The organism is Clostridium novyi NT (assembly GCF_000014125.1).
Classification (GTDB): domain Bacteria; phylum Bacillota; class Clostridia; order Clostridiales; family Clostridiaceae; genus Clostridium_H; species Clostridium_H novyi.
On sequence record NC_008593.1, the window covers coordinates 1,999,921 to 2,024,463 of the forward strand.

The 24,543-nt window shown below is 27.7% G+C and carries 20 protein-coding genes; 10 read left to right on the forward strand and 10 right to left on the reverse strand.

Translation table 11 applies throughout. From position 1 onward, the window contains the following. Positions 1-28: 28 nt before the first annotated feature. The 6 genes from NT01CX_RS09220 to NT01CX_RS09245 all read right to left on the reverse strand — a co-directional run bounded on the left by NT01CX_RS09220 (position 29) and on the right by NT01CX_RS09245 (position 6,851). Complete coding sequence (locus NT01CX_RS09220) at positions 29-1,741, reverse strand: methyl-accepting chemotaxis protein (RefSeq protein ID WP_011722799.1); 1,713 nt, start codon at positions 1,739-1,741, stop codon at positions 29-31. 313 nt (positions 1,742-2,054) lie between these two features. Continuing rightward, positions 2,055-2,264, reverse strand: a complete 210-nt coding sequence (locus NT01CX_RS09225; RefSeq protein WP_011722800.1) for a hypothetical protein — start codon at positions 2,262-2,264, stop codon at positions 2,055-2,057. Positions 2,265-2,430: 166 nt separating this feature from the next. Beyond that, the gene (locus NT01CX_RS09230) at positions 2,431-2,721 is read right to left on the reverse strand and encodes a hypothetical protein (protein WP_011722801.1); all 291 of its coding nucleotides are present in this window, start codon (positions 2,719-2,721) and stop codon (positions 2,431-2,433) included. A gap of 108 nt (positions 2,722-2,829) precedes the next feature. Continuing rightward, positions 2,830-3,243 (reverse strand): hypothetical protein, encoded by a 414-nt coding sequence (locus tag NT01CX_RS09235; RefSeq protein ID WP_011722802.1) that lies wholly within the window; start codon positions 3,241-3,243, stop codon positions 2,830-2,832. A gap of 10 nt (positions 3,244-3,253) precedes the next feature. Then, complete coding sequence (locus NT01CX_RS09240; RefSeq protein ID WP_043878477.1) at positions 3,254-4,216, reverse strand: AAA family ATPase; 963 nt, start codon at positions 4,214-4,216, stop codon at positions 3,254-3,256. Positions 4,217-4,346: 130 nt separating this feature from the next. Continuing rightward, positions 4,347-6,851, reverse strand: a complete 2,505-nt coding sequence (locus NT01CX_RS09245; RefSeq protein ID WP_011722804.1) for a DEAD/DEAH box helicase family protein — start codon at positions 6,849-6,851, stop codon at positions 4,347-4,349. Between the two features lie 92 nt (positions 6,852-6,943). On the opposite strand from NT01CX_RS09245, the gene NT01CX_RS09250 reads away from it, so the two are divergent. Further along, a complete protein-coding gene (locus NT01CX_RS09250; protein WP_011722805.1) occupies positions 6,944-7,255 on the forward strand; it encodes a nucleoside triphosphate pyrophosphohydrolase in 312 nt (103 codons plus the stop codon). A 195-nt stretch (positions 7,256-7,450) separates the two neighbouring features. Here the strand turns inward: NT01CX_RS09250 and NT01CX_RS09255 are convergent, their stop codons facing one another. Next, positions 7,451-9,403, reverse strand: a complete 1,953-nt coding sequence (locus NT01CX_RS09255) for a DEAD/DEAH box helicase (protein ID WP_011722806.1) — start codon at positions 9,401-9,403, stop codon at positions 7,451-7,453. A 193-nt stretch (positions 9,404-9,596) separates the two neighbouring features. Between NT01CX_RS09255 and NT01CX_RS09260 the strand changes: the two genes are divergently transcribed. From NT01CX_RS09260 to NT01CX_RS09280, 5 genes are all read left to right on the forward strand, one after another. Next, positions 9,597-10,019, forward strand: coding sequence for a hypothetical protein (locus NT01CX_RS09260; RefSeq protein WP_011722808.1), 423 nt, complete (start codon positions 9,597-9,599; stop codon positions 10,017-10,019). A 56-nt stretch (positions 10,020-10,075) separates the two neighbouring features. Continuing rightward, positions 10,076-11,164 carry an efflux RND transporter periplasmic adaptor subunit gene (locus NT01CX_RS09265; protein ID WP_011722809.1) on the forward strand — a complete coding sequence of 363 codons (1,089 nt, stop codon included), beginning with the start codon at positions 10,076-10,078 and terminating at the stop codon, positions 11,162-11,164. Beyond that, positions 11,161-11,841: an ABC transporter ATP-binding protein gene (locus NT01CX_RS09270; RefSeq protein ID WP_011722810.1), complete on the forward strand. Its 681-nt coding sequence runs from the start codon at positions 11,161-11,163 to the stop codon at positions 11,839-11,841. The genes NT01CX_RS09265 and NT01CX_RS09270 overlap by 4 nt, the downstream gene beginning before the upstream one ends. Continuing rightward, entirely contained in the window at positions 11,838-13,022 is a 1,185-nt protein-coding gene (locus NT01CX_RS09275; protein ID WP_011722811.1) for an ABC transporter permease, read from the forward strand. Before NT01CX_RS09270 ends, NT01CX_RS09275 begins: the two co-directional genes overlap by 4 nt. A gap of 224 nt (positions 13,023-13,246) precedes the next feature. Continuing rightward, positions 13,247-13,714, forward strand: coding sequence for a hypothetical protein (locus NT01CX_RS09280; RefSeq protein ID WP_011722812.1), 468 nt, complete (start codon positions 13,247-13,249; stop codon positions 13,712-13,714). Between the two features lie 58 nt (positions 13,715-13,772). Here NT01CX_RS09280 and NT01CX_RS09285 read toward each other — a convergent pair whose 3' ends face one another. Beyond that, positions 13,773-15,152: a GntP family permease gene (locus NT01CX_RS09285; protein WP_039243229.1), complete on the reverse strand. Its 1,380-nt coding sequence runs from the start codon at positions 15,150-15,152 to the stop codon at positions 13,773-13,775. 224 nt (positions 15,153-15,376) lie between these two features. Here NT01CX_RS09285 and NT01CX_RS09290 point away from each other — a divergent pair, with 224 nt between their 5' ends. The 4 genes from NT01CX_RS09290 to ptsP all read left to right on the forward strand — a co-directional run bounded on the left by NT01CX_RS09290 (position 15,377) and on the right by ptsP (position 20,502). Then, positions 15,377-16,216 carry a PRD domain-containing protein gene (locus NT01CX_RS09290; protein ID WP_011722814.1) on the forward strand — a complete coding sequence of 280 codons (840 nt, stop codon included), beginning with the start codon at positions 15,377-15,379 and terminating at the stop codon, positions 16,214-16,216. A gap of 302 nt (positions 16,217-16,518) precedes the next feature. After that, positions 16,519-18,498 (forward strand): glucose PTS transporter subunit IIA, encoded by a 1,980-nt coding sequence (locus tag NT01CX_RS09295; protein ID WP_011722815.1) that lies wholly within the window; start codon positions 16,519-16,521, stop codon positions 18,496-18,498. Between the two features lie 20 nt (positions 18,499-18,518). After that, positions 18,519-18,761: an HPr family phosphocarrier protein gene (locus tag NT01CX_RS09300; RefSeq protein WP_011722816.1), complete on the forward strand. Its 243-nt coding sequence runs from the start codon at positions 18,519-18,521 to the stop codon at positions 18,759-18,761. A 37-nt stretch (positions 18,762-18,798) separates the two neighbouring features. Beyond that, on the forward strand, positions 18,799-20,502 hold the full coding sequence (gene ptsP / locus NT01CX_RS09305; RefSeq protein WP_011722817.1) for a phosphoenolpyruvate--protein phosphotransferase: 1,704 nt from the start codon (positions 18,799-18,801) through the stop codon (positions 20,500-20,502). Between the two features lie 50 nt (positions 20,503-20,552). Here ptsP and NT01CX_RS09310 read toward each other — a convergent pair whose 3' ends face one another. Beyond that, entirely contained in the window at positions 20,553-22,739 is a 2,187-nt protein-coding gene (locus NT01CX_RS09310) for a DNA topoisomerase III (protein ID WP_011722818.1), read from the reverse strand. A 45-nt stretch (positions 22,740-22,784) separates the two neighbouring features. Beyond that, a complete protein-coding gene (gene dgt, locus NT01CX_RS09315) occupies positions 22,785-24,536 on the reverse strand; it encodes a dGTP triphosphohydrolase (protein ID WP_223316945.1) in 1,752 nt (583 codons plus the stop codon). Positions 24,537-24,543 lie beyond the last annotated feature (7 nt).

Here is a 24,543-nt window from a genome sequence, read left to right on the forward strand (position 1 = left end):
TATACAAATCTAGAAATGCTCTTTTATTTTAAATTGTAAATTTCTCAACCATATTATTAAGCTTCTCTGAAAGTTCTGCTTGAGTTTGTGCTGTGTATTCTACCTGTTCCATAACTTTGGTAGATTCATTAACATTTTGTTGTATACTATTTAAATTTTCCGATGACTTTTGAGCCATATCTGCCATGCTTTGAACTGCTTCACTAACTTGATTTATTGTTGCCGAAACTTCTTCTGTCATAGTAGCCAATTCTTCAGACATATTGTTTACAAATACTCCATCTTTTTCATATTGCTCTCCTACATGTACAAAAGTTTCAAATTGAGAAACTACTCTATCATTCATAAACTTTAGTAATTTACTACTATTACTGGATAAATTTTCAAAAGACTCTTGTACCTTTTCTATAGTGAATTTTACATTTCCAACTGCCGCAGAAGACTGCTCTGCTAACTTTCTTACTTCTTCAGCAACTACCGCAAATCCTTTTCCTTGTTCTCCAGCCCTTGCAGCTTCTATAGCGGCATTAAGTGCTAATAAATTGGTTTGTTCTGCTATACTAGCAATAGTATCAGCCATAACTTTAATATGCTCAACAACTTTTCCCTGCTCAATATCTTTTAAAACTTCTTTTTCCATTTGAATATATAAATCCCTTGAGCTTTCAGATGCAATTTTACTATTATGTTCAACTTCAGCTGCCCTTGTCTTTATCTCAATTGCACTATTGCTTCCATCAATAGCTTTACCTGATAATACTGAAACACTTGAATCTACTTCCTGCACCGATGCAGATATTTGTTCTGCTGTTGCACTTGTTTCTTGTACTTGAGAGTTAATTTCTTTTGTTGATGTATTTATATTTTGAAATTTTGAAGCCATTTTTTGAACAGTTGATGATAATTCATCACTTGATGCATTCATCTCTCGGGTACTATCTATAATGTTCTTTATAAGAGAACTAATATTTTCTTGTACCCTGTTTAATCCTTTACCTATTTGTCCAAATTCATCATTACTAGTTATTATAATTGGTTCTGATAAATCATAATTTGATAATCTATCTGATAATCCTTTTATACTAGCTAAAGATTTCTTTATATTTTTTCCTATTAAACCAACAACTAAACCACTTAATATAACTAAAGCAACAATAATACTTATAATCGTTAAAAATGACTTCTTGTAAGTATCTGTATTATCCTCTATAACTTCTTTTGCCCATTCCTCATTTAATTGTACTAATTTGTCTAATTTAGTCCTCATATCATTTCTTTCTTTTGCAATATTAGAAGATTTAATCATAGCTTCATCTGCTCTTCCACTAAGAATTAACTTCTCATATGCTTGTCCAGATTCTCTATATTTATGTAATTTATTTTCAAATTCAGTAAAAAGCTTTCTTTCTTCATTATCATCAATAGTCGATTTATAAATCTCAATTTGTTTGAGATTTTCTTGCATAAAGTTATCTATTTCTTTTATTAATTTACTTATTTCATTTTGATCTTTAATATACATCATTACTTTTTCAGCTTCATAAATATTTAATAAGTTCTTATCTATTTTGTTAATGGAATTAATTGATTTTATAGTAGTGTAATATAAATAATTAGTAGATTTATTAATTTTATTCATATTAAGTATTCCCATAGAACCTATAATCACCATTGAAAATATAGCTATAAAAGAACCAATTATTAAACGGGTAGATAACTTCAAGTTTTTATAAAAATTCACATATATTCCCCCTCAGCATTCTAATATAATCTAATAATTAATAAATCATTATTTTTACTTTATTGGAATATTATTTAATGTCATAATTTATTATTAGAAAATTTTTGCATTACTCAGTTTATTATATCAAAATATAGCAAATTTTAAAAGTCTTTGTAAAATAACAGAGTTTTTTTATATAGTATATGTACTTCTCAAAAAATAAAAAAACCTTGATTTTCAAGGTAATAAAAAAAATTATTAGTTCCAAACACATTCTCTATTCTCAAGTGCTTGGTAACTAATAATACTATTTAGTTTGTATTACTAGTTTTTAATTTAGTTTGCTCTTTGCTACTAATTTTTCTGCTATAAATTCTGCATCAAAATTCATCACTTTATCAGGATTGTTTTCAAGATCTTGTATTACTCCACTTTTAAAAACTAAATCTTTTGCAACATCCTTATTTAAACTAAATCTTTCTACTAGTGAATTAACCACATAGTTTTTAAATTCCTTTTTGTTTTTAATTGATAATGCCATAAATACCAGCTCCTTATTTGTTTTTTATTTTCTTTACAGTTACATTGTATCTTCAATGTATTATTATTACAAAGTTGGTATTTAATCATGAATACGTTAACCCGAGTTCTTTACTATGAATTGTAAGGTTTACATGATTATTTTCATAACATTTAAATTTATCTCTTTATTTTAAAAATTCATCCCATCTCAATATAAATCTATGTCCTAAATCATTACTTAATATTAGCTCACTAATACCTTCATAATCACTTCCAGTAAATCTTTGCCTTCCACCTACAATTTTAAATTCATCTGAAGTTAATAAAAAGTCCCTACTTTCATTTCCTTCTAAGACAAATTTCACTGGTTCATCTTGCTTATCGTAAAATTCAATAGGTTTAGTTCCTTCTTTTCTATAAAACGGACTATCTATATTTATATAAAATTCCTTTTTTTCGTTACTATAATTAGTCAATTTAAATTTTGTTGAAATTTTTTTAATTTGTTATCTTTAAATTCATAAATAATATTGATAATACTGCTTTTAACTTTTTTTCAATATAATTCACCCTTTATAAAGTATTTATTTTAACTTTAGAAGTTCTGTGAGTTCAGAGACACTATCTTTATCTTTACTGTTAACCCTATTAATAAATATAAAATGACTTGCAATAACTTCACTCAAACTCTTTTTTGTACTGCTACTATCAACTTTTAAGTCAATTAAACTTGCTATAGTTAAAATATCTTTTTTTCTTAATCTTTGTAGTAATTTTACTATTTCATCTTTTCTTTTACCTTTTATTCTGTTAATTATTTTTTCATAATACTGTTTATCTATATTTTGTGTAGGTTTTTTATGTATTTTATCCTTTGCATTTCTTATACTAACTTTCTCATATATATCATCTAACATCTCATTTATAGTGCTTTTTTTATATAACTTCATAATCTTTTCAGTTTTACATAATATATTAATTAACTCTTCTACTTTCATACACTTTACCTCATAAATATATTTTTGATGCAAATTCCTCAATTATGTTTATGATTTGCTTTCTCTGCTTTTTAACACTTGAACCTTTATTTTTTAGTTCAAATGCAGAATATCCATGTTCATATGCCATAGGAATTCCATCGCCATCATTTAAATAATATTTGAATACTTTATCATCAAAGCTTTCTTTTAATGTTGTAAGTGCTCTAGCTTGAGTTTTCTTTGGTTCTTTGCTATATTCAGTAACTTTATTTACAACAACTCCACATAATTTTGTATCCACATAGCTGTGGTAATTTCTTTTAAAAACTTCATTTAATTCATTGACTTTTTTATATATTGATGGCACTCCATAACATGAAAGTCTATCTGGTATAGTAGGAATTAAATAATAATCACTAGCATATAAAGCATTTTGAGTAATGTAATATAAATTAGGCGGACAATCTATAAACACTAAATCATAATTATCCTTTATAGCCCATAAAATATTATCTATTATTTGAAACTTATACATTTCATCATTAACAAGACTACTACGCTTTAGTTTATCTCTTGAATATTCAGCAATGTCCATATCTGTAAATATTAAATTAGGATGTGATGAAATTATATCTATATTGTTGTAAGTGTTTTTTTCATCTATTCTTACTGATCGTTTTATAATGTGTTTATCCACATATAAATCAGGCTGTTCACTTACTAATACTTTTGCTATTAGTTCATTCAATGTACCATCCTTTTGCCCCATTATTTTTTCTTCAAAAATATCTTCCCCTAAGCACAACCTTGAAAGATCACATTGAGCATCAGCATCAATCAACAATATTCTGGGAAACCCTTTAACTTTGAACAGTTTTTCAACTTTTTCTAGTTTCATATGTTGTATACCTGTTGCTAAATGATGAGTAAGTGTTGTTTTTCCTACTCCACCCTTCCAGTTTATAATACTAATTACTTTTGCCGTAAAAATCTCCCCCTAAAATCTCTTACATTATTATTCATATTAATGTATAAAACTTTATAGAATAGATTTTTAAGGTGGTTAGGGGTTAAAGATGATTTAAGATAAATAAAAGTCCTCGGATTTAGATGACTTTTATTTATTCATTATATTTATTTATCTCTTTTTCAAATCTCTCCTTATAAAACTGTACCTTTCTAAATTCTATGACATCTTTTAGATGTTTTAAAAAAGTTTTATTATCTTTAAATTTTTCTATATCAGCATTTATGCAAAAATAGTTGCCATCTTTATAAAAAAACTTATCATGTGTGTTTAAAAATGCCTTAATTGGATTATCAAAAGCTAATTTCAAATATCTTTTCTCATCCCAACTTTTATAATCTGAAGTTCCTGTATGTCTTAAAAGATCTATTCCATTAGAACCGTAATTATAAAAATCTCTAAAACTTTCATAAATATCTTTTTCACTTATCTTAATTCTAAAATTTCCGTTATTATAAAAAGCTAAAAGAATAGGTATTTTATAAGTTTTAGTCATACTCGTTTCTTCTATCATATTTATAAATTGTTCTGCTTCAGTATTTAATAATTCTTTTTCTTCTTCCGTTAATTCATCTATTTCATTTAAAAATCCTAAATAATTTTTAAATATATTATTCTTCTTATTATTTTTCATATTTTCATATATAATTTCATCAATGTAAGTGAACATTTCCACTCTTGTTGGTACTTTTCCTAACTCCTCTTTAACTCTCTTAAAATCTTCAACTATTTTATCTTTAATCTTTTTATTTTGTTCATCCATCTTTTTAAATATATCAATTAACTGCCACTGAAAATCTATTATACAATCATCTGGATATTCTTCATTTGACGGCATACCTCTTTTCCCATTTTTATTTACTGATGGTGGCTTACCTCCTGTTAATAAAAATGGTACTAAATTTGCTTTTTTATAATTTCCTATAAAGTCTAGTACATTAAGATATTTTTTATCTTGATATTTTCTAAGTCCACGTCCTAATTGTTGAAGAAATATTGTCGGAGATTCTGTAGGTCTTAAAAACATAACCATGTCTATAGAAGGTATATCCAATCCTTCATTAAACATATCTATAGAAAATAAAACTTGCACTTCTCCTTTTACAAGCATTGATATTGCTTCTTTTCTATCAAATTCTTCACTTTCACTTCCACTATAAACTGCACAAGCCCTAACCCCTGCATTATTAAAATAATCTGCCATAAATTTTGCATGTTGTTTAGATGTACAAAATCCTAATGCCCTTGTACTTTTATATTTTTTATAGTTGTTGAATATAAGTTTTGCTCTTTTATTTATATTAAGAGCCTCTTCTAATTCCTTTTCATTATATTTTCCGTTTTTATATTCAATATTTTCGTAATTTACACTCTCATCATATATTCCATAATATCTAAAAGGAACAAGCCATCCCTTATTTATTGCATCTTTAAGTCGAACTTCATATATTACATTGTGATCACAAATAGAATATACATCTTTATTATCAAGTCTATCTGGCGTTGCAGTAAGCCCTAATAAAAATTTAGGCTTAAAATAATTTATTATATTTTTATAATTTCCTGCTGCTGCATGATGAAATTCATCAATTATTATGTAATCAAAATCTTCTTCTTTGAAATACTGATTTAAATATTCTTTTTTTCCAAGAGTTTGTACTGTTGCAAATACTATATCATTGTCCGCCTCTTTTCTGTTTCCCATAAAGAATCCTGTTTTAACATCTGGTCTTATATTTTTAAAACTTCTTTCAGCCTGTGTTAGAATTTCTTCCCTATGTGCTACAAATAAAACTTTTTTAAAGCTTTGTGAATCAAATGCAGCAAGATATGTTTTTCCTATTCCTGTTGCCGCAACTATAATAGCTTTTTCTAACCCTTCTATTCTAGCTTTTTTCAATTCATATAAAGCCTCAACTTGCGCACCTCTTGGTTGTGGATATGTGATTATTTTTTCTTCTTCCTTGTTATCATCATCTAAATTTTCTACATCTTTATATACTCTTGGTCTTTTCCACTCTTTTGAATATTTTTTAAGTTCATCATCATTTATTATTATTGATTCATTTAAAAATAAATCTTCAAAAACACTTTTATAATAATTAAAATCTTCCTTATTTTTATCTTTATCAATCCTATAATTCCATTCTATTCCAGTAGTTAATGCTGATCTTGAAATATTGGAAGAACCAATAAATATTTCTCCCCCATTTTCATTTTCAAAAATATATGCTTTAGGATGAAAACTTCTATTTTTTTCTTTATAAAATCTAAGATCCACCTTATCTCCTAAAATATCTTTTAAAAGATATAATGCAGATGGTTGTGTTATATTTAAATAATTACCTGTTAAAATTCTTATAGGAATATTTTTATTCTTAACTTCTTTTAAATCTTTTTCTAATAATCTAACTCCCGATTCCATTAAGAAAGCCACTATTATATCAATACTCTTTGCCTCTTTTAAGGATTTTTTAAGTCTTGTATATAAAAAATCTTTATCTCCAGTAATACAATTTTTAGATAATTGTTGTATTTCTTTTATTTTTATTTGTTCATTTAAATTTTGTTTTTCAACTTTTAAATTTTGTATTTTCATATAATTACCTCATAACTATCATTTAATACTTTTGACACTAACTTCTTCTAAGGTTAGAATTTATATATATTACATATAAAGGAGCGTGTAAAATGAAAATATATAATAAACTTGTTCGTGATAAAATTCCTGAAATAATAAGAGACGATAATAAAAATTTTGATTCTCATATAGTTGATAATGAAACTGTGCTTGAACTACTTCATAAAAAATTAGATGAAGAAGTTGCAGAATTTCACGCTGATAAAAATTTAGAAGAATTAGCAGACATACTAGAAGTTATTTTCGCACTTTCTAAAAAGCTTGGCTATACTGAAGATGATCTTTTAAATAAAAGATTAGAAAAACGTGAAGCTCGTGGTGGTTTTGACCAAAATATTGTTTTAGATAAAGTTTACGAATAACCTTCTTCCAATATTCCTATTTTAATACATTTTACCATATTATAACTTGTTTTTCTTATTCTATATGTTTACAAAAGTAGTACTTAGCATATTGCATAAATATATAAAAATTCCCCTACTATCTTATAGTAAGGGGAATTTTTACATCATATTTTTTAACCCATTCGTATAACATATTTATTTTACACTACTTTTTTATTTAAAAATTCCACCAAAGAACTTACTTAAAAATCCCTTCTTCTCTGGACTTTCTTCTACAGTTTGAGCATCTTGATTTTGAGATGTTTCTATATCCTTTGAATTTATATTATTTAGATTAGTTTCTTTTTCAATTTCTTTTGAAGGAATTGATTTTGAAATTTCATTAGATTTATCTTCTATCATTGCTTTATAACTTTTCATCATTACATCTGTAAGTTCATTTTTTACACTATATGTAACATTTAAAATATCTCTCGCTCTTGTTATACCTACATATAGTAATTTTTTAGATTCTTCTTTTCTTTTCATAAGTCCATCATTAATTCCACATATGAATACTGCTTTAAAGTCTAATCCTTTTGAACTGTATATTGTAGATATTTTTACTCTATCCTTATCATATTTAAATTCATATTTATTGTAATCTTTATTTAAAATATCATAATCTATAGAAACTTCTTTTAATTTTTCTTTTATTATTTTTACATATTCAAGTCCTTTATATTTACCATAAGGATAAAGAATTGCAATTTCTCCATACTCAAGCCCCTTATACTTCAAATCTTTAATTCCTTTTATTATATTTTCTACTTCTTCATCAAAACTTTTTACTTCTATAACATTTGGTATTTGTCCACTTCTTAAAACTGAATTGGCTTCTATTATAAATTCATTTTCATCTTCGTTATTATTATTTACCTCATGATCTAACAACAAATCATTTCCAAGTTTTAAAATTTCCTTTGTATTTCTGTAGTTTTCTCTCATAATAACTGTTCTTCCAACTGCTTTTATACCTACAGATTTTAATGTATATTTTCTACTGTATAAATTTTGCGCCCCATCTGATGCAAGTAATAAATGACTATGCTCCCTGTCTCTTAAATTTTTTACAATAAACTGTAGCCATTCAGCTTCAAGATCTTGTCCTTCATCAATCAAAATAGCATCATATTTATTAAGTTTTTCCATCATTTCATCTGTTATTTTTGAAATATTCTCTGTAACTTGATTATCATATATTGCTGTTTTCATTCCAAATTCTTTACATATTTTATTTATTAATCCATGAATATGAATTACATCAACTTTGCTATCTTTGTCATCACCATTTATAGATTTTCTCAAAAATGCAGCTAAAGTTTTATTATAGCAAAGCACTAATATATTCCAATCTTTATGTACTTCTTTTAAGTATCTAGCCCTACATATTAATACTACAGTTTTACCACTTCCAGCTACCCCTCTTATTACTCTATGTCCATATCCAAGTCCCTTAGCATACTTTTCTTGTTCTAAATTCATAACCTTAAAAATTTCATCATTATCCTTTGATAACTTTACTTCCTTAAATAAGTTTCCTCTTATTCTATCTATTGTATTTAATTTAAGTTCATCAAAATCAAATTTTATAGGTATCATAGCTTCAAGCCTAGATATTAGCATGTCCTTATCTTGATTTTTTTCTATTAAATTTAATTCATCTTGGAATATAACAGACTTTTCATCCAATACTCCTTCAAAATTAAACTGACTTCTAGTGATTTTAGTAAATATAACCCCATGTCCATATGTAAAATTTAAATTTCCCTTATACTTACCCTGATTATTAATTAATTTTTTATCCTTTTTTAGTTCATCTATAATATTAAACATATATGTTCTAGCTTGTTTTATAGGATTTACGCAATTTCCTAGTGTTTTTAATTTAAATTCGTTTATATCTGCTGATTCTATAGATTTTCTCTCCCAATCCTTAATTTCAAGCACTACAATTCCAAATTTAGGAGATAAAATTATAAAATCCGGATATCTTCTATTTACTCTTAAATCAAACCATACAATATTATTTTCTGGTAATAAATCTTTTAATATTTTAAATACCTTTTTTTCTCCACTTGTAACATTATCTAAAGCACTAATGCTTTCTGGAATCATTGTTGCCATAATATCACCATCTTTTCCTAAACATATAATACCTATTTATGAATATTATAACACAATAAATTATAAAGAATTTATAAAGAAATCATTTCTTATAATATTTTTAATATATAATTTTAATTGTTATTATATTGTATTTTAATTAACAATATCCAAAAAAATTTACTTTTCTACAAAATTAAAAAGGAGTGTTATTATGGAGGAAAAATTAAAAAGAGGCTGTATATTATCTGGTTGGCTGTGGTTAGAACTTATCGGAAGTTTCATAAGTATAATTATAACCTTGTTTATACCTTCTGGAAAGCTTCCTGGTGTTCCTGAAGCATCTTCTATGCAACAAATACTTTCAACAATTATAAACATAATATTTTTTGTAAGTATTATTGGAATTCTTCGCTGGAAAAAAGTTTTTACCTATGGATATATAGGGGCTACATTACTTAGCTTTGTTACTGCATTTATAGGTCAAAAATTTGAAATTTCTATGTTTATTGGTGCTTTAATAGGAGTTTTACTAAACTTATGGGCGTCTTATGCTCTTTTTAGATTATTTGAAAAGCTAGAAATTCAATGTTCCAATGAAGATGCTGAACCAGTAAAAGATGATATAAACCTATAGAACATATTCTCTATAGGTTATTTTTTATTATAAAACTTTAAAAGAGGTGAAATTAAATGAGTAATAACTCTAAAAAATCAAAGAAAAAACTAATTTTAATAATTGCATTAATAATTTTTTTAATAACTGTACCACTAATCTCCTTTTTAGTTAGTAAAAAAGGAGAAAATAAAGTAACTACATATACTATATCTAACAATGCGGATAATTGCTCTATAATAAATGGTGTTGTTTATTCAAAACAAACAGAACATATATATTTAGATCCAACTAAAGGAAATGACTATTCAATTAAAGTTAAAGAAGGTGACACTATATCAAAAGGAGATACTTTAATAACCTATAATGGAGATACTTTAAATAGTAAAATTTCTCTTTCTGAATCTCAAATCAAAGACAATAAAAATCAAATTAACTTATTAGAGTCAGAATATAAGAAAATCCCATCTCCCGCAAACGAAAGTATTAAAGAAAAAATTAAAGTAATAAAAGATACTATAAAAACTTCTGAAATTGAGCTAAAGGAATTAAAAAAACAAAAAGAAAACTTAACTATAAAAAGCCCTATAGATGGAAAAGTCGCTACTATTAATTTAGGCAACAACAATCCTTCTAACCCTATTATTACAATTGAAAGTATTGATAAAATAATAAAAGGTTCCTTAACAGAATATGAATTACCTAACATTAAAACTAGTACACCATGTAAAGTGAATTTTAAAGCAATTGATAAAAAATATTACACTAGCAAAATATTAAAAATCAATAATAATCCTTCAAATGATGCTTCTACTGGTATGCCAAACGGAATTGGTGCATCCCCTAAAGTATCTAACTATGATATTTTGTTTAAAGTTCCAGATAATTTTAAGGATAAAATACAAAATGGATTCCACGCATTAATTAAGATGGGAACTGTTGATGAAAAAATAACTATTCCTAAAAATGCTGTGTATAAAGATGTAGATAGTACTCATAAACTTGTGTGGGTAGTAAAAGCTAAAAAAGTTTATTCAAAAAATATTGAAGTTAAAGAAGATGAAAAAAACTATACTCTTGTAAGTGGACTAGATGCAGGTGCAACCTTAGTTGTAGATGCTCCTAAAAACTTAAAAGAAGAGGATGAGGTGACTTTAAAACAATGATAAAAATCACCAATGTTTGTAAATATTACGGTAAAGGTAAGGATAAATTTCAAGCTCTAAGAGATATTAACCTTGAAATAAAAGAAGGTGAATTTGTCGCTATTATGGGTCCTTCTGGTAGCGGTAAATCTACCTTAATGAATATAATAGGACTTTTAGATAAAAATTTTGATGGTTCTTATAAGTTAAATGACGTTGAAGTTAAAGATTACAACGATGAAAAACTTTCTCTATATAGAAATGAATCCATAGGTTTTGTATTTCAAAGTTTTAATCTACTACCTAGACTTAATGCATTTCGTAATATTGAACTTCCACTACTTTATGGTCCTAGAATAAGTAAATCCGAAAGACAGGATAGAGTATTAAAGGCACTAGAAAATGTTGAACTTATAAGCCATAAAAATAACCTTCCAAAGGAAATGTCAGGAGGGCAAAAACAACGTATAGCCATTGCTAGAGCATTAGTAAACAGACCTTCTTTTATACTAGCAGATGAGCCTACTGGTGCTTTAGATTCTAAAACAGGAAAATCTATTATGGAATTGTTTGTAAAACTTCACAGTGAAGGTAAAACCATAATTATAGTTACACATGATAAAAATATTGCAAGCTATGCTGATAGATTAATAACTATATTAGATGGAACAATTCTTAAAGATGAGGTGTTAAAATGAAAAATTTAAAAGGAATTTTAGAGATGGCCTTCTCCTCTATTATAGACAATAAGCTTAGATACATTTTAACTCTTATAGGCATTGTACTTGGAATTAGCAGTTTAATTGCCATCGTTTCCCTAGGAAATGGTGTTGGAGATGATATTAAGGAATCCATAATAAGTAGTGATGGTACTCGTTCTATTTCTTTAATGTTTACTCCAGGAGAAGATTCCTCAAAGGAACAAAATTTAGATGCATTTAATGATTCTGTTATTAGTAAAATCAAAAACACTAAAGGTGTTGATAGTGTAGAAAAAGAGTTTTCATCTATGACTCAAATGGAAATTGATAATAAGTCAGAAATGATAAGTATAAATTGTAGTAATGAAAATAGTAATATTGGTAAAGAGAAAATCATAAGTGGAAGAACCTTTAACAAAAAAGAATTTTCTAATGTATCACGAGTATGTATTATAAATAAAACATTAAAAGATAAACTTTTTAAAGACGATGATGCTATAGGAGAAATAGTTCAAGTGTCCGATAAACCTATGATTGTAGTTGGTGTCATGGAAGAATCCGGTGCTTCTTTTATGAGTTTTAACTCAATATATATTCCACGCCCTACTTGGAGCATAACCTTTGGAGACGACTCTGCAAAACAATTAAAAATATGTATAGCAAAAGATTATGATATTAAGGAAGTTTCAAAGATAATTGTAGACAAGCTTAATAATACATCAAATTTAGATGGTACTTATGAAGTTTTAAATATGGAGGAAATCGCAAAATCCATAGGAAAAGTTAGTTCTATTTTAACTGGCTTTGTAGCAAGTATTGCTAGTATTTCACTAGTTGTAGGTGGTATTGGCATTATGAATATAATGTATATGGCAATAATAGAGAGAACTAGAGAAATAGGAATAAGAAGAGCCTTAGGTGCTACAAGCAAAAATATACTTTTTCAATTTTTAATTGAATCTATAGTTATTTGTTTAATTGGAGGAATTATTGGAGTTCTATTTGGAATTGGAATTGCTCACTTAATAGCTGCAATAATAAAAATTCACGCAAAAACCTCTATTTCAATTATTGCTTTAGGACTTGGTACTGCAACCTTTATGGGAGTAGTTTTTGGTATAAGCCCTGCAATGAAGGCAGCTAAACTTAATCCAATTGATGCTTTAAGTTATGAGTAAAAAATATATTTTTTTGTTAATTATTAATTATTATGGTATACTATAAGTAACATATTAATTATTATATACCAACAAGCTATTAAACTTTTTTGTATAACTCTATATTCTAACTAAAAATAAAAATCATAAAATAATTTTACCACCTTTATAAAGGTGGTTTTTATGTTATGCTTTATTGTCCAATTTTAATTGACACAAAAATACTAATAAAAAGGAGAATTTATATGGCAAGACAAATTTATAAAATTCGTAAAACTATATCGACAAAAAGATTTATTTCTGAACTTGGAGGAAGTTTTTCTAAACACATAAAAGAAAGATTACTAGATTTAGAAATAAGATGCGTTCTAACAAGGGATAAAGATAATCACAGACTTGATATAAAACACGTTGAACATTTAAAAAATGACTCTAATAAAGAGTATGTTTACGGTCAATTTTTAGTGATTAATGATGATTTATATTTCTCTGAAAAATGTTTAGAAAAAGACACTGTTATGGAATCTCCTGTTGTTAAAAAAATATATGATGCACTTGATACTGAAGAAATTGTTAATTCAGATATAAAATCTAAAAAAGTAGATGACTCTAATATAGACCTTATAATAGATTCTATACTTGAAGCTTGTCCTGATGTTTCTGAAAGTTACAAAAAAATCGTAAGAGGCATGATTTATAGAGCAAGCAAATAAACTCCAAGAAAGTTTAAACTTTCTTGGAGTTTATTTAAAACAAATTTAATATAAAGTTTTAAACTATTCCAAAATTAGCTAATACAACTACAACAATTAATGCTAATATTGGTATTATTACAGAACATACAGCAATATCTTTATATGCTTCTTTATGTGTCATTCCACATACGCCAAGCAATGTAATAACTCCCCCGTTATGTGGAAGTGAATCTAGTCCTCCACTTGCTATAGTTGCTACTCTATGTAAAACTTCAGGGCTTATCCCCATTTGAGTTGCCATAGTTAAGTATTGTTTTCCTAGTATACCTAATGCTATACTCATTCCTCCTGATGCAGAACCTGTTATACCTGATAATATATTTACAGATATAGCCTCTGAAATCAAAGGATTACTTGAAACATTCACAATTACATTTTTAATTATAACAAAACCTGCTAACACTTTTATTACATTTCCATACCCTACTACAGAAGATGTATTTATTATTGCAGAAAGCGCTCCAGCTGTTCCTTCGTTAAGACTTTTTACTACACTTTTCATTCTTTTAAAGTTAAGTACTACGGAAACAACTATTGATATACTTAAAGCTATAACTAAACTCCATGTACCTGAAACATTTGATAACTTTATCATATATGGTTGTTTTTCTAAATATGAAGCATCATATCTTCCAGCAACTAATACGAACTTAGATAATATGAAGTTTAATACTAAAACTAATATTATAGGTAAAAAGGCAATACCTATATGAGGTGTATTATTATTGTCAACCTCAATTGTTTCATCTTTATAATCTCCATATCCTATACCATTTGCTTTGGCTTTTTTAGCTCTATAAGTTAACCACATCATTCCTGCAATAAACATAATTACTCCACCTACAATACCAAGTATAGGTGATGCATATGCATCCGTTCCAAAGTATGGCATTGGTATTGTGTTTTGTATTTGTGGCGTACCTGGTAGAGCCGTCATTGTAAATGTAAAAGACCCTAATATTATTGATGCTGGTATTAATTTTTTAGGTATATCTGCTTCTTTAAATAACTGTGCAGCTATTGGATATACTGCAAATGCTACAACAAATACAGAAACTCCCCCATATGTTAATACACCTACCGATAAAACAACAGCTAAAATTGCTCTTTGAACTCCTAGTTTTTCAGCAATAACATTTGCTATGGCTTTAGCTGATCCTGAATCATCTATTATTTTGCCAAATATTGCACCTAATAAAAATACTGGGAAATATTGCTTGACATACATAGCAAAAGCCATCATGAAGGTTTCCGTATACATAATCATAATGTGACTCTCACCATTCATTACTACTGCGAACATTGCTAAAATTATTGATAAGATAACAATAGAAACTCCTCTATATGCAAAATACATAAGAAGAATCAAAGAAATTAAAATACTAATTACTCCCACGTTTTTCCCCCATCTCACATTAACTTTTTTCTTGTGTTTCTTAATTTACTTCTTTTTATTAACATAAATATAAGTTTATTGCTAATTTATAATATAAAAATTTAAACTCAATGTCAAATACTTAACAATGTGTAAATCTTAGCTAAAACAATTTATAGTTGAGTTAAATAATCATATTCATTATAATTAAATATGTAAATCTTATTAAAAAGGAGGCTTTTCTTTTGGAAGAATGTCGAATTATTAAAGTTCTAAATAATAATGTTATTCTTGTAGATTCTGAATGTATTCAATATATATTAGTGGGCAAAGGCATCGGTTTTGGCAAAAAATCCGGTGAAATTATAAAAGATTTTTCTGGAATAGAATCTAAATTTATCTCCCTGCAAGGATTAGACATCAATGCTTCTTTACAATTCACAAATAACTTAGATCCTAAAATCGCAGAATTAACTAAAGACATTTTAAAAATAATATCAGAAGAATTCTCCAGACCTTTAAACCCTAACGTACATGTCAACTTAATAGACCATATTCAATTCACTGTAAAAAGATTAAAAAGTGGAATGATTTTAGAAAATCCCTTTTTAACTGAAACAAAACTTCTATACCCAAAAGAATATGCTGTTGCAGAAAAAGCCGTAGAAATTTTAAGTAAAGGATTAAATATGCACTTTCCTGATGCTGAAATTGGATTTATAACACTTCATATATGTGGCGGATTAAACGAAAAATCTAAAAAAGATGCTTTAGAAAATGCACAATTAATTAATACTATATTAAATTTTGTTTCTAAAAAACTTAATATAACACTAGATCCGCATTCTTTTGAATATAAAGGATTTGTAAACCATCTAAGAGGTGTCCTTAATAGAATAAAAAATAATAAAATTTTGAAAAATAATTTGTTGACAGAATTGAAAAAAAGGAATATAATTGAATACAAGATAGCATATGACGTTTCGAAAATAATAGAAAACGTTTTACAAATCTCCGTACCAGAAGATGAAATTGGATACATCACTATCCATATAATGAAATTAAATAGCATAGTAAATTGTTAGCGTGTTACTGAATTATCAGGCATGAGCTAAAATTTAGTAAAGATTTTTCATAAATATATTTTATTTATGTTCTATCTTGTTACCTAAATTTTAGTTCATGCCTTTTTTTGTCAAAATACCCCTAATATTATTGACCGATTTCCCACAACATTGTAACCGTCTAATAATTTACTATAGCGTTAACAATTTACTATATATTTTGAACAATTTACTATGTTACGTCATAGCTAACTATTAATTACGTTACTAATTCTCCCCTAATTGGTAACGTAATTTAATATATTTAGAAAGGAGAATCTATTATGAACAATAATAAAGGTAAAATATTTAGTATTTTACAAAAGATCGGTAAATCTTTAATGTTACCAGTTTCAGTCCTTCCTGCTGCAGGTCTTTTATTAAGATTTGGGCAAAATGACTTACTTGGAAGATTCGGCCCTATATTTCAAAACTTAGGTACTGCTGGTGATGCAATTTTTAATAATCTAGCACTTATATTTGCCGTAGGTGTTGCTATTGGTTTTTCCGGTGGTGAATCTGTTGCAGCTTTAGCTGCTGTTATTGGACAACTAATACTTCAAGCTGTTCTTGCAGCTACTGGCCAAAGACTTGGCACTTCTATAGATATGGGTGTATTTGGTGGAATTATGATTGGACTTATCGCTGCAATTTTATATAAGAAATTTCACGATATAAAGTTACCTCAGGTACTTGGTTTCTTCGGAGGAAAACGTTTTATTCCAATTATAACTTCTGTATTTTCTTTAATATTTGCAGTAATTGGTGCATCAATCTGGCCTTTCATACAAACTAAAATAAACATATTTGCTCATTGGGCTAGTTCTTCTATACTCGGTCCAGCATTTTATGCAGCTGGGAAACGTTTACTTATACCTTTAGGACTTCATCATATGTATTATCCACCATTCTTATATCAATTTGGTGAATTTACTTCAAATGGTGTTAAATACTTAGGTGATACTGCAAGGTACTTCCATGGCGACCCTACTGCCGGATTCTTTATGGCAGCAGAATATCCAATATTAATGTTTGGACTTCCAGCAGCAGCACTTGCAATGATTTTAGCAGCTAAAAAAGAAAATAGAAAAAAAATATCATCAATGATGATTTCAGCTGCTTTTGTAGCTTTCTTAACAGGTATTACAGAACCTATTGAATTTTCATTTATATTTGTAGCTCCTATATTATTTGTGTTTCATGTTGCCGCAGCCTTTTTATCTGGTCTTTTAACAAGTTTTCTAAAAATAAGACTTGGTTATACCTTCTCAGCATCTTTTATAGACTATGTTTTAGGATTTAAATTTGCTGGTAGACCATGGCTTATATGGATTGTAGGTTTAGGATTCTTCATATTATATTTTGTAGTTTTCTACTTTACAATAAAACTACTAAACATACATACTCCAGGTCGTGAAGATGATGATCCTTCCACAAATAAAAAATTTGAAAATATAAAAGGTATGGAAAAGTCAAAAGCTGTTTTACTTGCAATTGGCGGAAAAGATAATATTGAAGTTTTAGACGCTTGTATTACTAGACTTAGACTCACTCTTAAAGATCCTTCTATGGTAGACAAATCTACTTTAAAAGCCTTAGGTGCTGCTGGAGTATTTGAAAGTGGTAATAATGTTCAAGCTGTTTTCGGAACTGAAGCTGAAAGAATAAAAGATGAAATAAAATCTATAATAGCTTCTGGAATAGTTTCCACTGAAGATGTTTCTTCTTGTGAAAACTTAGATGATTTAACAAAAGATGATTCACCTGAAAAAAATAGCGATAATTTTAACAATAATCAGAATATTAATAATTCGCAGACTCTAAAATCTCCTATTTCAGGAAAAATTTTAGATTTATCCGAAGTTCCTGATAAAATATTTGCATCAAAACTTATGGGTGATGGTATTGCAATTGAACCAACTTCTGGAATTGTAACTTCTCCAGTAGATGGTACAGTAGCTCAACTATTTTGGACTAACCATGCAATTGGTATTGTAACTGATTCCGGAATTGAAATACTAATACATGTTGGTATAGATACAGTTAAAATGGAAGGTCGTGGCTTTAAAGCTTTTGTGTCTCAAGGAGATAAAGTTAAGACAGGAGATAAATTACTTGAAGTTGATTTAGATTTAGTTAAAAAAGAAGCAGAATCAATAATAACTCCAATTATTATTACTAATTATCAACAATTTAAATCTATAGAAAAACTGAAAGATGGAAACATTAAAAATGAGGAAAATCTTTTAAAAATAAATTTTTAATTATTTAGGAGGAATTAACAATGGAAAAAAAATTAGTATTAAAAGCAGAAAACGGAATTCACGCAAGACCAGCAGCTAATATAGCTACTTTATGTAATAAATTTAAAAGTGACATAAAAATAAATAATTGTAACGGTAAATCAATAATGAACTTAATGAGTAGTGGAATAAAAAAAGGTGACGAAATAACTATAGTTATATCTGGTGAAGACGAAAAAGAAGCAATGGACGCTTTAGTTGAATTACTTAATACTTTAGCTTAATATTAGTATAATTACTTAAACATGGGGGGTAATTTTTATGATTAAAGGAATCGGGGTTTGTCCTGGTATAGCTATTGCAAAAACTTTAATTTTAAAAGAAGAAGAATTAATTATAGAAAAAAAATCTATTACAGACATTGAACAAGAAAAAACTAAATTTGATAATGCTATTTTAAAAGCTAAAAATGATCTTGAAAAAATACACTCTACTGTACTTAAAGAACTTGGTGATGACAAAGCTCAAATCTTCCAAGCCCATATGCTTATTTTAAACGATCCAGAACTTATAGGTCCAACTAAGGAAAAAATAGAATCTGGATTAAATGCTGAATTTGCTTTTAAGGAAGTTGTATCTCAAATGATTGCAATTTTTGAATCTATAGAAGATGAATACTTAAAAGAAAGAGCAGCAGATGTTAGAGATGTGTCAAAAAGAGTATTAACTTATCTTTTAGGTAAAGAAGTTATAGATGTATCTGTTCTACCTGATGAAGTAATACTAATTGCTGAAGATTTAACTCCGTCAGTTACTGCCTCTATGGATAAGCGTATGGTTAAAGGTTTTTTAACTAATATAGGCGGAAAAACTTCTCACACAGCTATAATGGCAAAAACATTAGAAATTCCAGCTGTAGTTGGTCTTAATGATATTACTGAAAAAGTTAAAAATGGTGATATTATAGCCTTTAACGGTAAAACTGGAGAAATTATAATAAATCCAAGTGAAGAACAACTTAATAATTATAAAGAACAAAAGATAAAACTTGAAAATTATAAAAAAGAAATAAAAGAATTAATTGGTAAACAAAGCATAACTAAAGATGGAAAAGTAGTTGAACTTGCTGGAAACATAGGAACTCCAGATGATGTAGAAGGCTTACTTTTAAATGATGCTGAAGGTGTTGGTCTTTTTAGAACTGAATTTTTATATATGAATAGGCATGAAATTCCTTCTGAAGAAGAGCAATATGAAGCTTACAAAAAAGTTTTAGAATCAATGGGAAATAAACCTGTTGTAATTAGAACACTAGATATAGGTGGAGATAAAGAAGTTCCTTATCTTAACCTTCCAAAAGAATCTAACCCATTCTTAGGTTATAGAGCTATAAGACTTTGTCTTGACAGAAAAGATTTATTTATAACTCAATTAAGAGCCTTACTAAGAGCTAGTGTTCATGGAAAACTTAGAATAATGTTTCCTATGATATCAAGCCTTGAAGAATTATTAAATGCAAAAAATATATTAAATGAAACTAAAGAAGCCTTAATAAAAGAAGGCGTTAAAGTTTCTGATAACATAGAAGTTGGAATGATGATAGAAGTACCTTCTGCCGCTATAATAAGTGATATTCTAGCAAAACATGTAGATTTCTTTAGTATAGGAACTAATGATTTAATTCAATATACTACTGCTGTAGATAGAATTAATGAAAAAATAAGTTATCTTTATACTCCAATGAATCCTGCTGTTTTAAGACTTATAAAACTTGTTATAGATAATGCACATAAAGCTGGTATTTGGGCTGGAATGTGCGGCGAAGTAGCTGGTGATGAAAGATTAATACCTGTTCTACTTGGAATGGGCTTAGATGAATTTAGTATGAGTGCTATTTCAATTCTACCGGCTAGAAAATTAATCTCTTCTCTTTCTCTTAAAGAAGCTGAAGAAATTAGTAACAAAGTTTTAAGTTTAAATTCTGCTGAAGAAATTAACACCCTTTTAAGTAATTTAAATAAATAAACATAAAAAATCCATGGATACTTTAAAAGTCCATGGATTTTTTATTTATTTTACTTTAGCCCTAATTTTTTAAATGCTTCTGCAAATGGATTATTAAATGGTTCATCATTTTCCTTTTGTTGTTGTCTTAAATATTTATTTACTTCCCTTTTAGATACTTTTCCACTATCTTTTTTCTTTCTCTCTTTAAATGCAGATAATTTTTCTCTATATCCACATTTACAAACAAATATTTGTCCCTCTCCTTCTCCACGAAGTTCTAATTTTTTATGGCATTCAGGACATCTTGCATTACTTATTCTACTAATTCCTTTTCTATATCCACATTCCCTATCTTGACACACAAGAATCTTCCCCTTTTTGCCATTAACCTCAAGCATATATTTACCGCACTCTGGACACTTTACTCTTGTCATGTTATCATGTTTAAATTTTTCTTTACTATTTTTTATTTCATTGACAGTATCTTTTGAGTAATCTTTTATTTCACTTAAAAACTTATCTTTATTAAGTTTTCCCTTAGATATTGCAGTAAGTTTTTGTTCCCATTCTGCCGTTAATGCTGGAGACTTTAATTCCTCCGGAACTAAATCTAAAAGTTGTTTTCCTTTTGATGTTATAAAAATATCTTTACCTCTTTTTTCAATTAAGAAAGTATTAAATAATTTTTCTATAATATCAGCCCTAGTTGCAACGGTTCCAATTCCCCCAGTCTCTCCTATGGTCTTTTTAAGCTCTTTGCTTTCTCCACTCATATATTTTACTGGATTTTCCATAGCAGAAAGTAATGTAGCTTCATTAAATGGCTTTGGTGGTTTTGTTTCTCCAGTTGTTTTGGATATAGAATTTATTTTTATACTATCTCCTTTGTTTATGCTAGGAAGAATTTGTTCTTTTAATTCATCTTCCATGTCATCTTCAAAATCATTTGAATATACTTCTTTCCATCCATTAGCTAAAACAACTTTTCCTTTAGCAATAAAGTTTTCCTCTCCTATTTTTGCTTTTATTGTTGTCTTTTCGTATTCAAATGGTGGATATAAAACTGCAAAGAATCTTTTAACTACTAAATCATATATTTTTCTTTCATTATCACTTAATGAAGCTAATGCAAATTTTTGTTCTGTTGGTATAATTGCATGGTGATCTGAAACCTTAGTATTGTCTACAAAGCTCTTATTGCCCTTTATGGTGCCTTTTAAAAGCTTATTTGCATACTTACCATATACACCAACTCCACAAGCTTTTAGCCTATCTTTAATTGTATCTACAACATCTTCTGTTAAATATCTTGAATCAGTTCTTGGATAAGTTAACACCTTATGATTTTCATATAATCTTTGCATTATAGAAAGTGTTTCTTTTGCAGAAAAATTGAATATTTTATTTGCATCACGTTGTAATTCTGTTAGATCATATAATTGAGGTGAAAATTTCTTTTTCTTAACCTTATTAACCTCTACAACCTTAGCATCTTTATTTTTAATATTTTTAATTATATTTTCGCACTTATCCTTATTAAATGTTTTTATATCATTCGACCTTGAATCTTGCCAAACTAATTTTAACTTATCACTTTTAGCTTCTATTCCATAATAAGTTTTCGGCTTAAAATTTTTAATTTCTTCTTCTCTTTGTGCAATCATAGCTATAGTTGGAGTTTGCACTCTTCCACAAGATAATTGTGCATTGTATTTGCATGTTAAAGCACGAGTTGCATTAATTCCAACTAACCAGTCTGCTTCAGCACGTGCAATGGCTGATTTGTAAAGATTATTATATTCTCTACCATCCTTTAAATTTTTAAATCCATCTTTTATAGCTTTATCTGTAACTGACGAAATCCAAAGACGTTTAATAGGCTTTTTAATATGTGCTTTTTCAATTATCCATCTTGCAACAAGTTCACCTTCACGCCCTGCATCTGTAGCAATTACAATTTCTCCTACATCCTTTCTATTCATCTGTGCTTTTACAGTATTAAACTGTTTGCCACTCTTTTTTATAACAACAAGCTTTAAATGCTTTGGAATCATAGGTAAATCTTCAATATTCCATGATTTGTATTTATTATCATAGGCTTCTGGATCAGCTAGTGTAACTAAATGTCCAAGTGCCCAAGTTACAATATATTTATCTCCTTCTAAAAATCCATTTCCACCTTTTTTGCAATTTAAAACCCTTGCTATGTCCCTTCCTACTGAAGGCTTTTCTGCTAGTATCAATATTTTGCCCATAAAAACATTCCTCTCAAGTTATATATCTAACATAAACATAAATTGCTATATAACTAAATATAATTTTTTAAATTCAGTACACGCAAAATTATCTGTCATACCTGCTACATAATCACAAATAACTGACAAATATGCATATTGTATTTCTGCCAGTGCCTTTAACATAGATTCTGCACTATCAAATTTTTCATTATAATTAGCTTTTGCAAGTTTTGTTAATTTAGTCTTATTTAAAGTTCTATCTTCATTTATATATCCGAGAGATTTTATTTTTTCCATATTAAATCCCTCTGGAATATCTAGTTCTTTAAAATCTATTCTAAGCTTCATAAGATTCACAAGTCTATTTACTTCATCTGGTTTACTATCAACAAAATTTATATCTCGTAACTTCTTACCATCAGCAAATTTAACATCATATATATTGTCTAAAATAGGTTTTATTCTATTTAATAATCTTTCTAATATATATTCTGGCATCTGTCTTGGATTTGAGTAATAAGCCTTAAATAATTGTTTTATAATAAACACAGCTTTAGCATCAAATCTATTTACATTGTATGAATTAAGTATTTTTCTTTTTATGTAGCTTTCAATAATATCATTTACTTTTTTTGCAGCATAAGAAAAATCTATAACCTTCTTTTTAATAATTAATCTATCATTTTTTCTTTCAACATCATCTTCAGTTATACTTCCTATATTTTTTAGTGAACTTATAGTTACGTCCTGAATAAAGAAATTAAGAACCCTTGTTGATAATGTACCTACCTTATATAAATTCTCCCTTTCAATTCCTATATCCATGTTTATGTATTCAATACCTTCTATTAAATACTTTAAGTTATCAAGATGTGATAATGAATACTTGTCCATAGTATCAATATCACCAGTTTCCATTTCCATTGCAATTTTTTTAAATTCACTTAATGAATAATCACAAACATCATCTAAAGTTATTCCTAAATCCTTATCCATAAGTCCATCATCAATATCATGTTGCCTTTGAGCTATTTCATCTGCCATTGCAACTATTTGTCCTTCTAATGTAACTGAAAAATTATAGTCCATATAGTCCTTTAAAAAGTTTTCATCCTGTATAAATCTTTTTATATCCCAACATCCACCACAGTTTGTACATTCACTTGGTTTATGCCTTCTAATCTTTGTATGCTTTAATATGCCCTCCATAACTTGCCATGTAAGGTTCAATCCTTTATGATATCTATGCTTTACTTCAAGCTCATCAAGGACCTTTAATGAGTGAAAATTATGCTTAAATCCTCCATAGTTAATGCTATATTTTATTTTTCCGGATAAATCATCTTCCCCAGACATAATCTTATCTAATGTCCTTTCTCCTTGATGACCAAATGGAGTATGTCCTATATCATGTCCTAGTGTTATAGCATCCACTAGTTCCTCATCTAATCCTAAATTTTTTGCAAGACTTCTTGAAATCTGAGATACTGCAAGTGTATGAGTAAGTCTTGTTCTAAAATGATCCCCTTTTTCATGAGAATATATTTGTGCCTTGTGTTCAAGTCTTCTAAATGCTCTTGAAAATTTGATTCTATCCCTATCCCTTGAAAATTGTGTTCTTGTAAAAATTCCATCAGCACTTATAAGTGGTTTTTCAATGTAAGGTTTTAACCTATCATTGTCATGTGGTACTTGTATATACTCCTTCATTTTTTCCCTTTTAAGTTTTATTAGTTCCTTCACTACTGTCATCCCCTTCAATCTTCTATAATTAACCTTATTTTCTATAATACCATTGAAAAAATTCTTTGTCATTAACCTG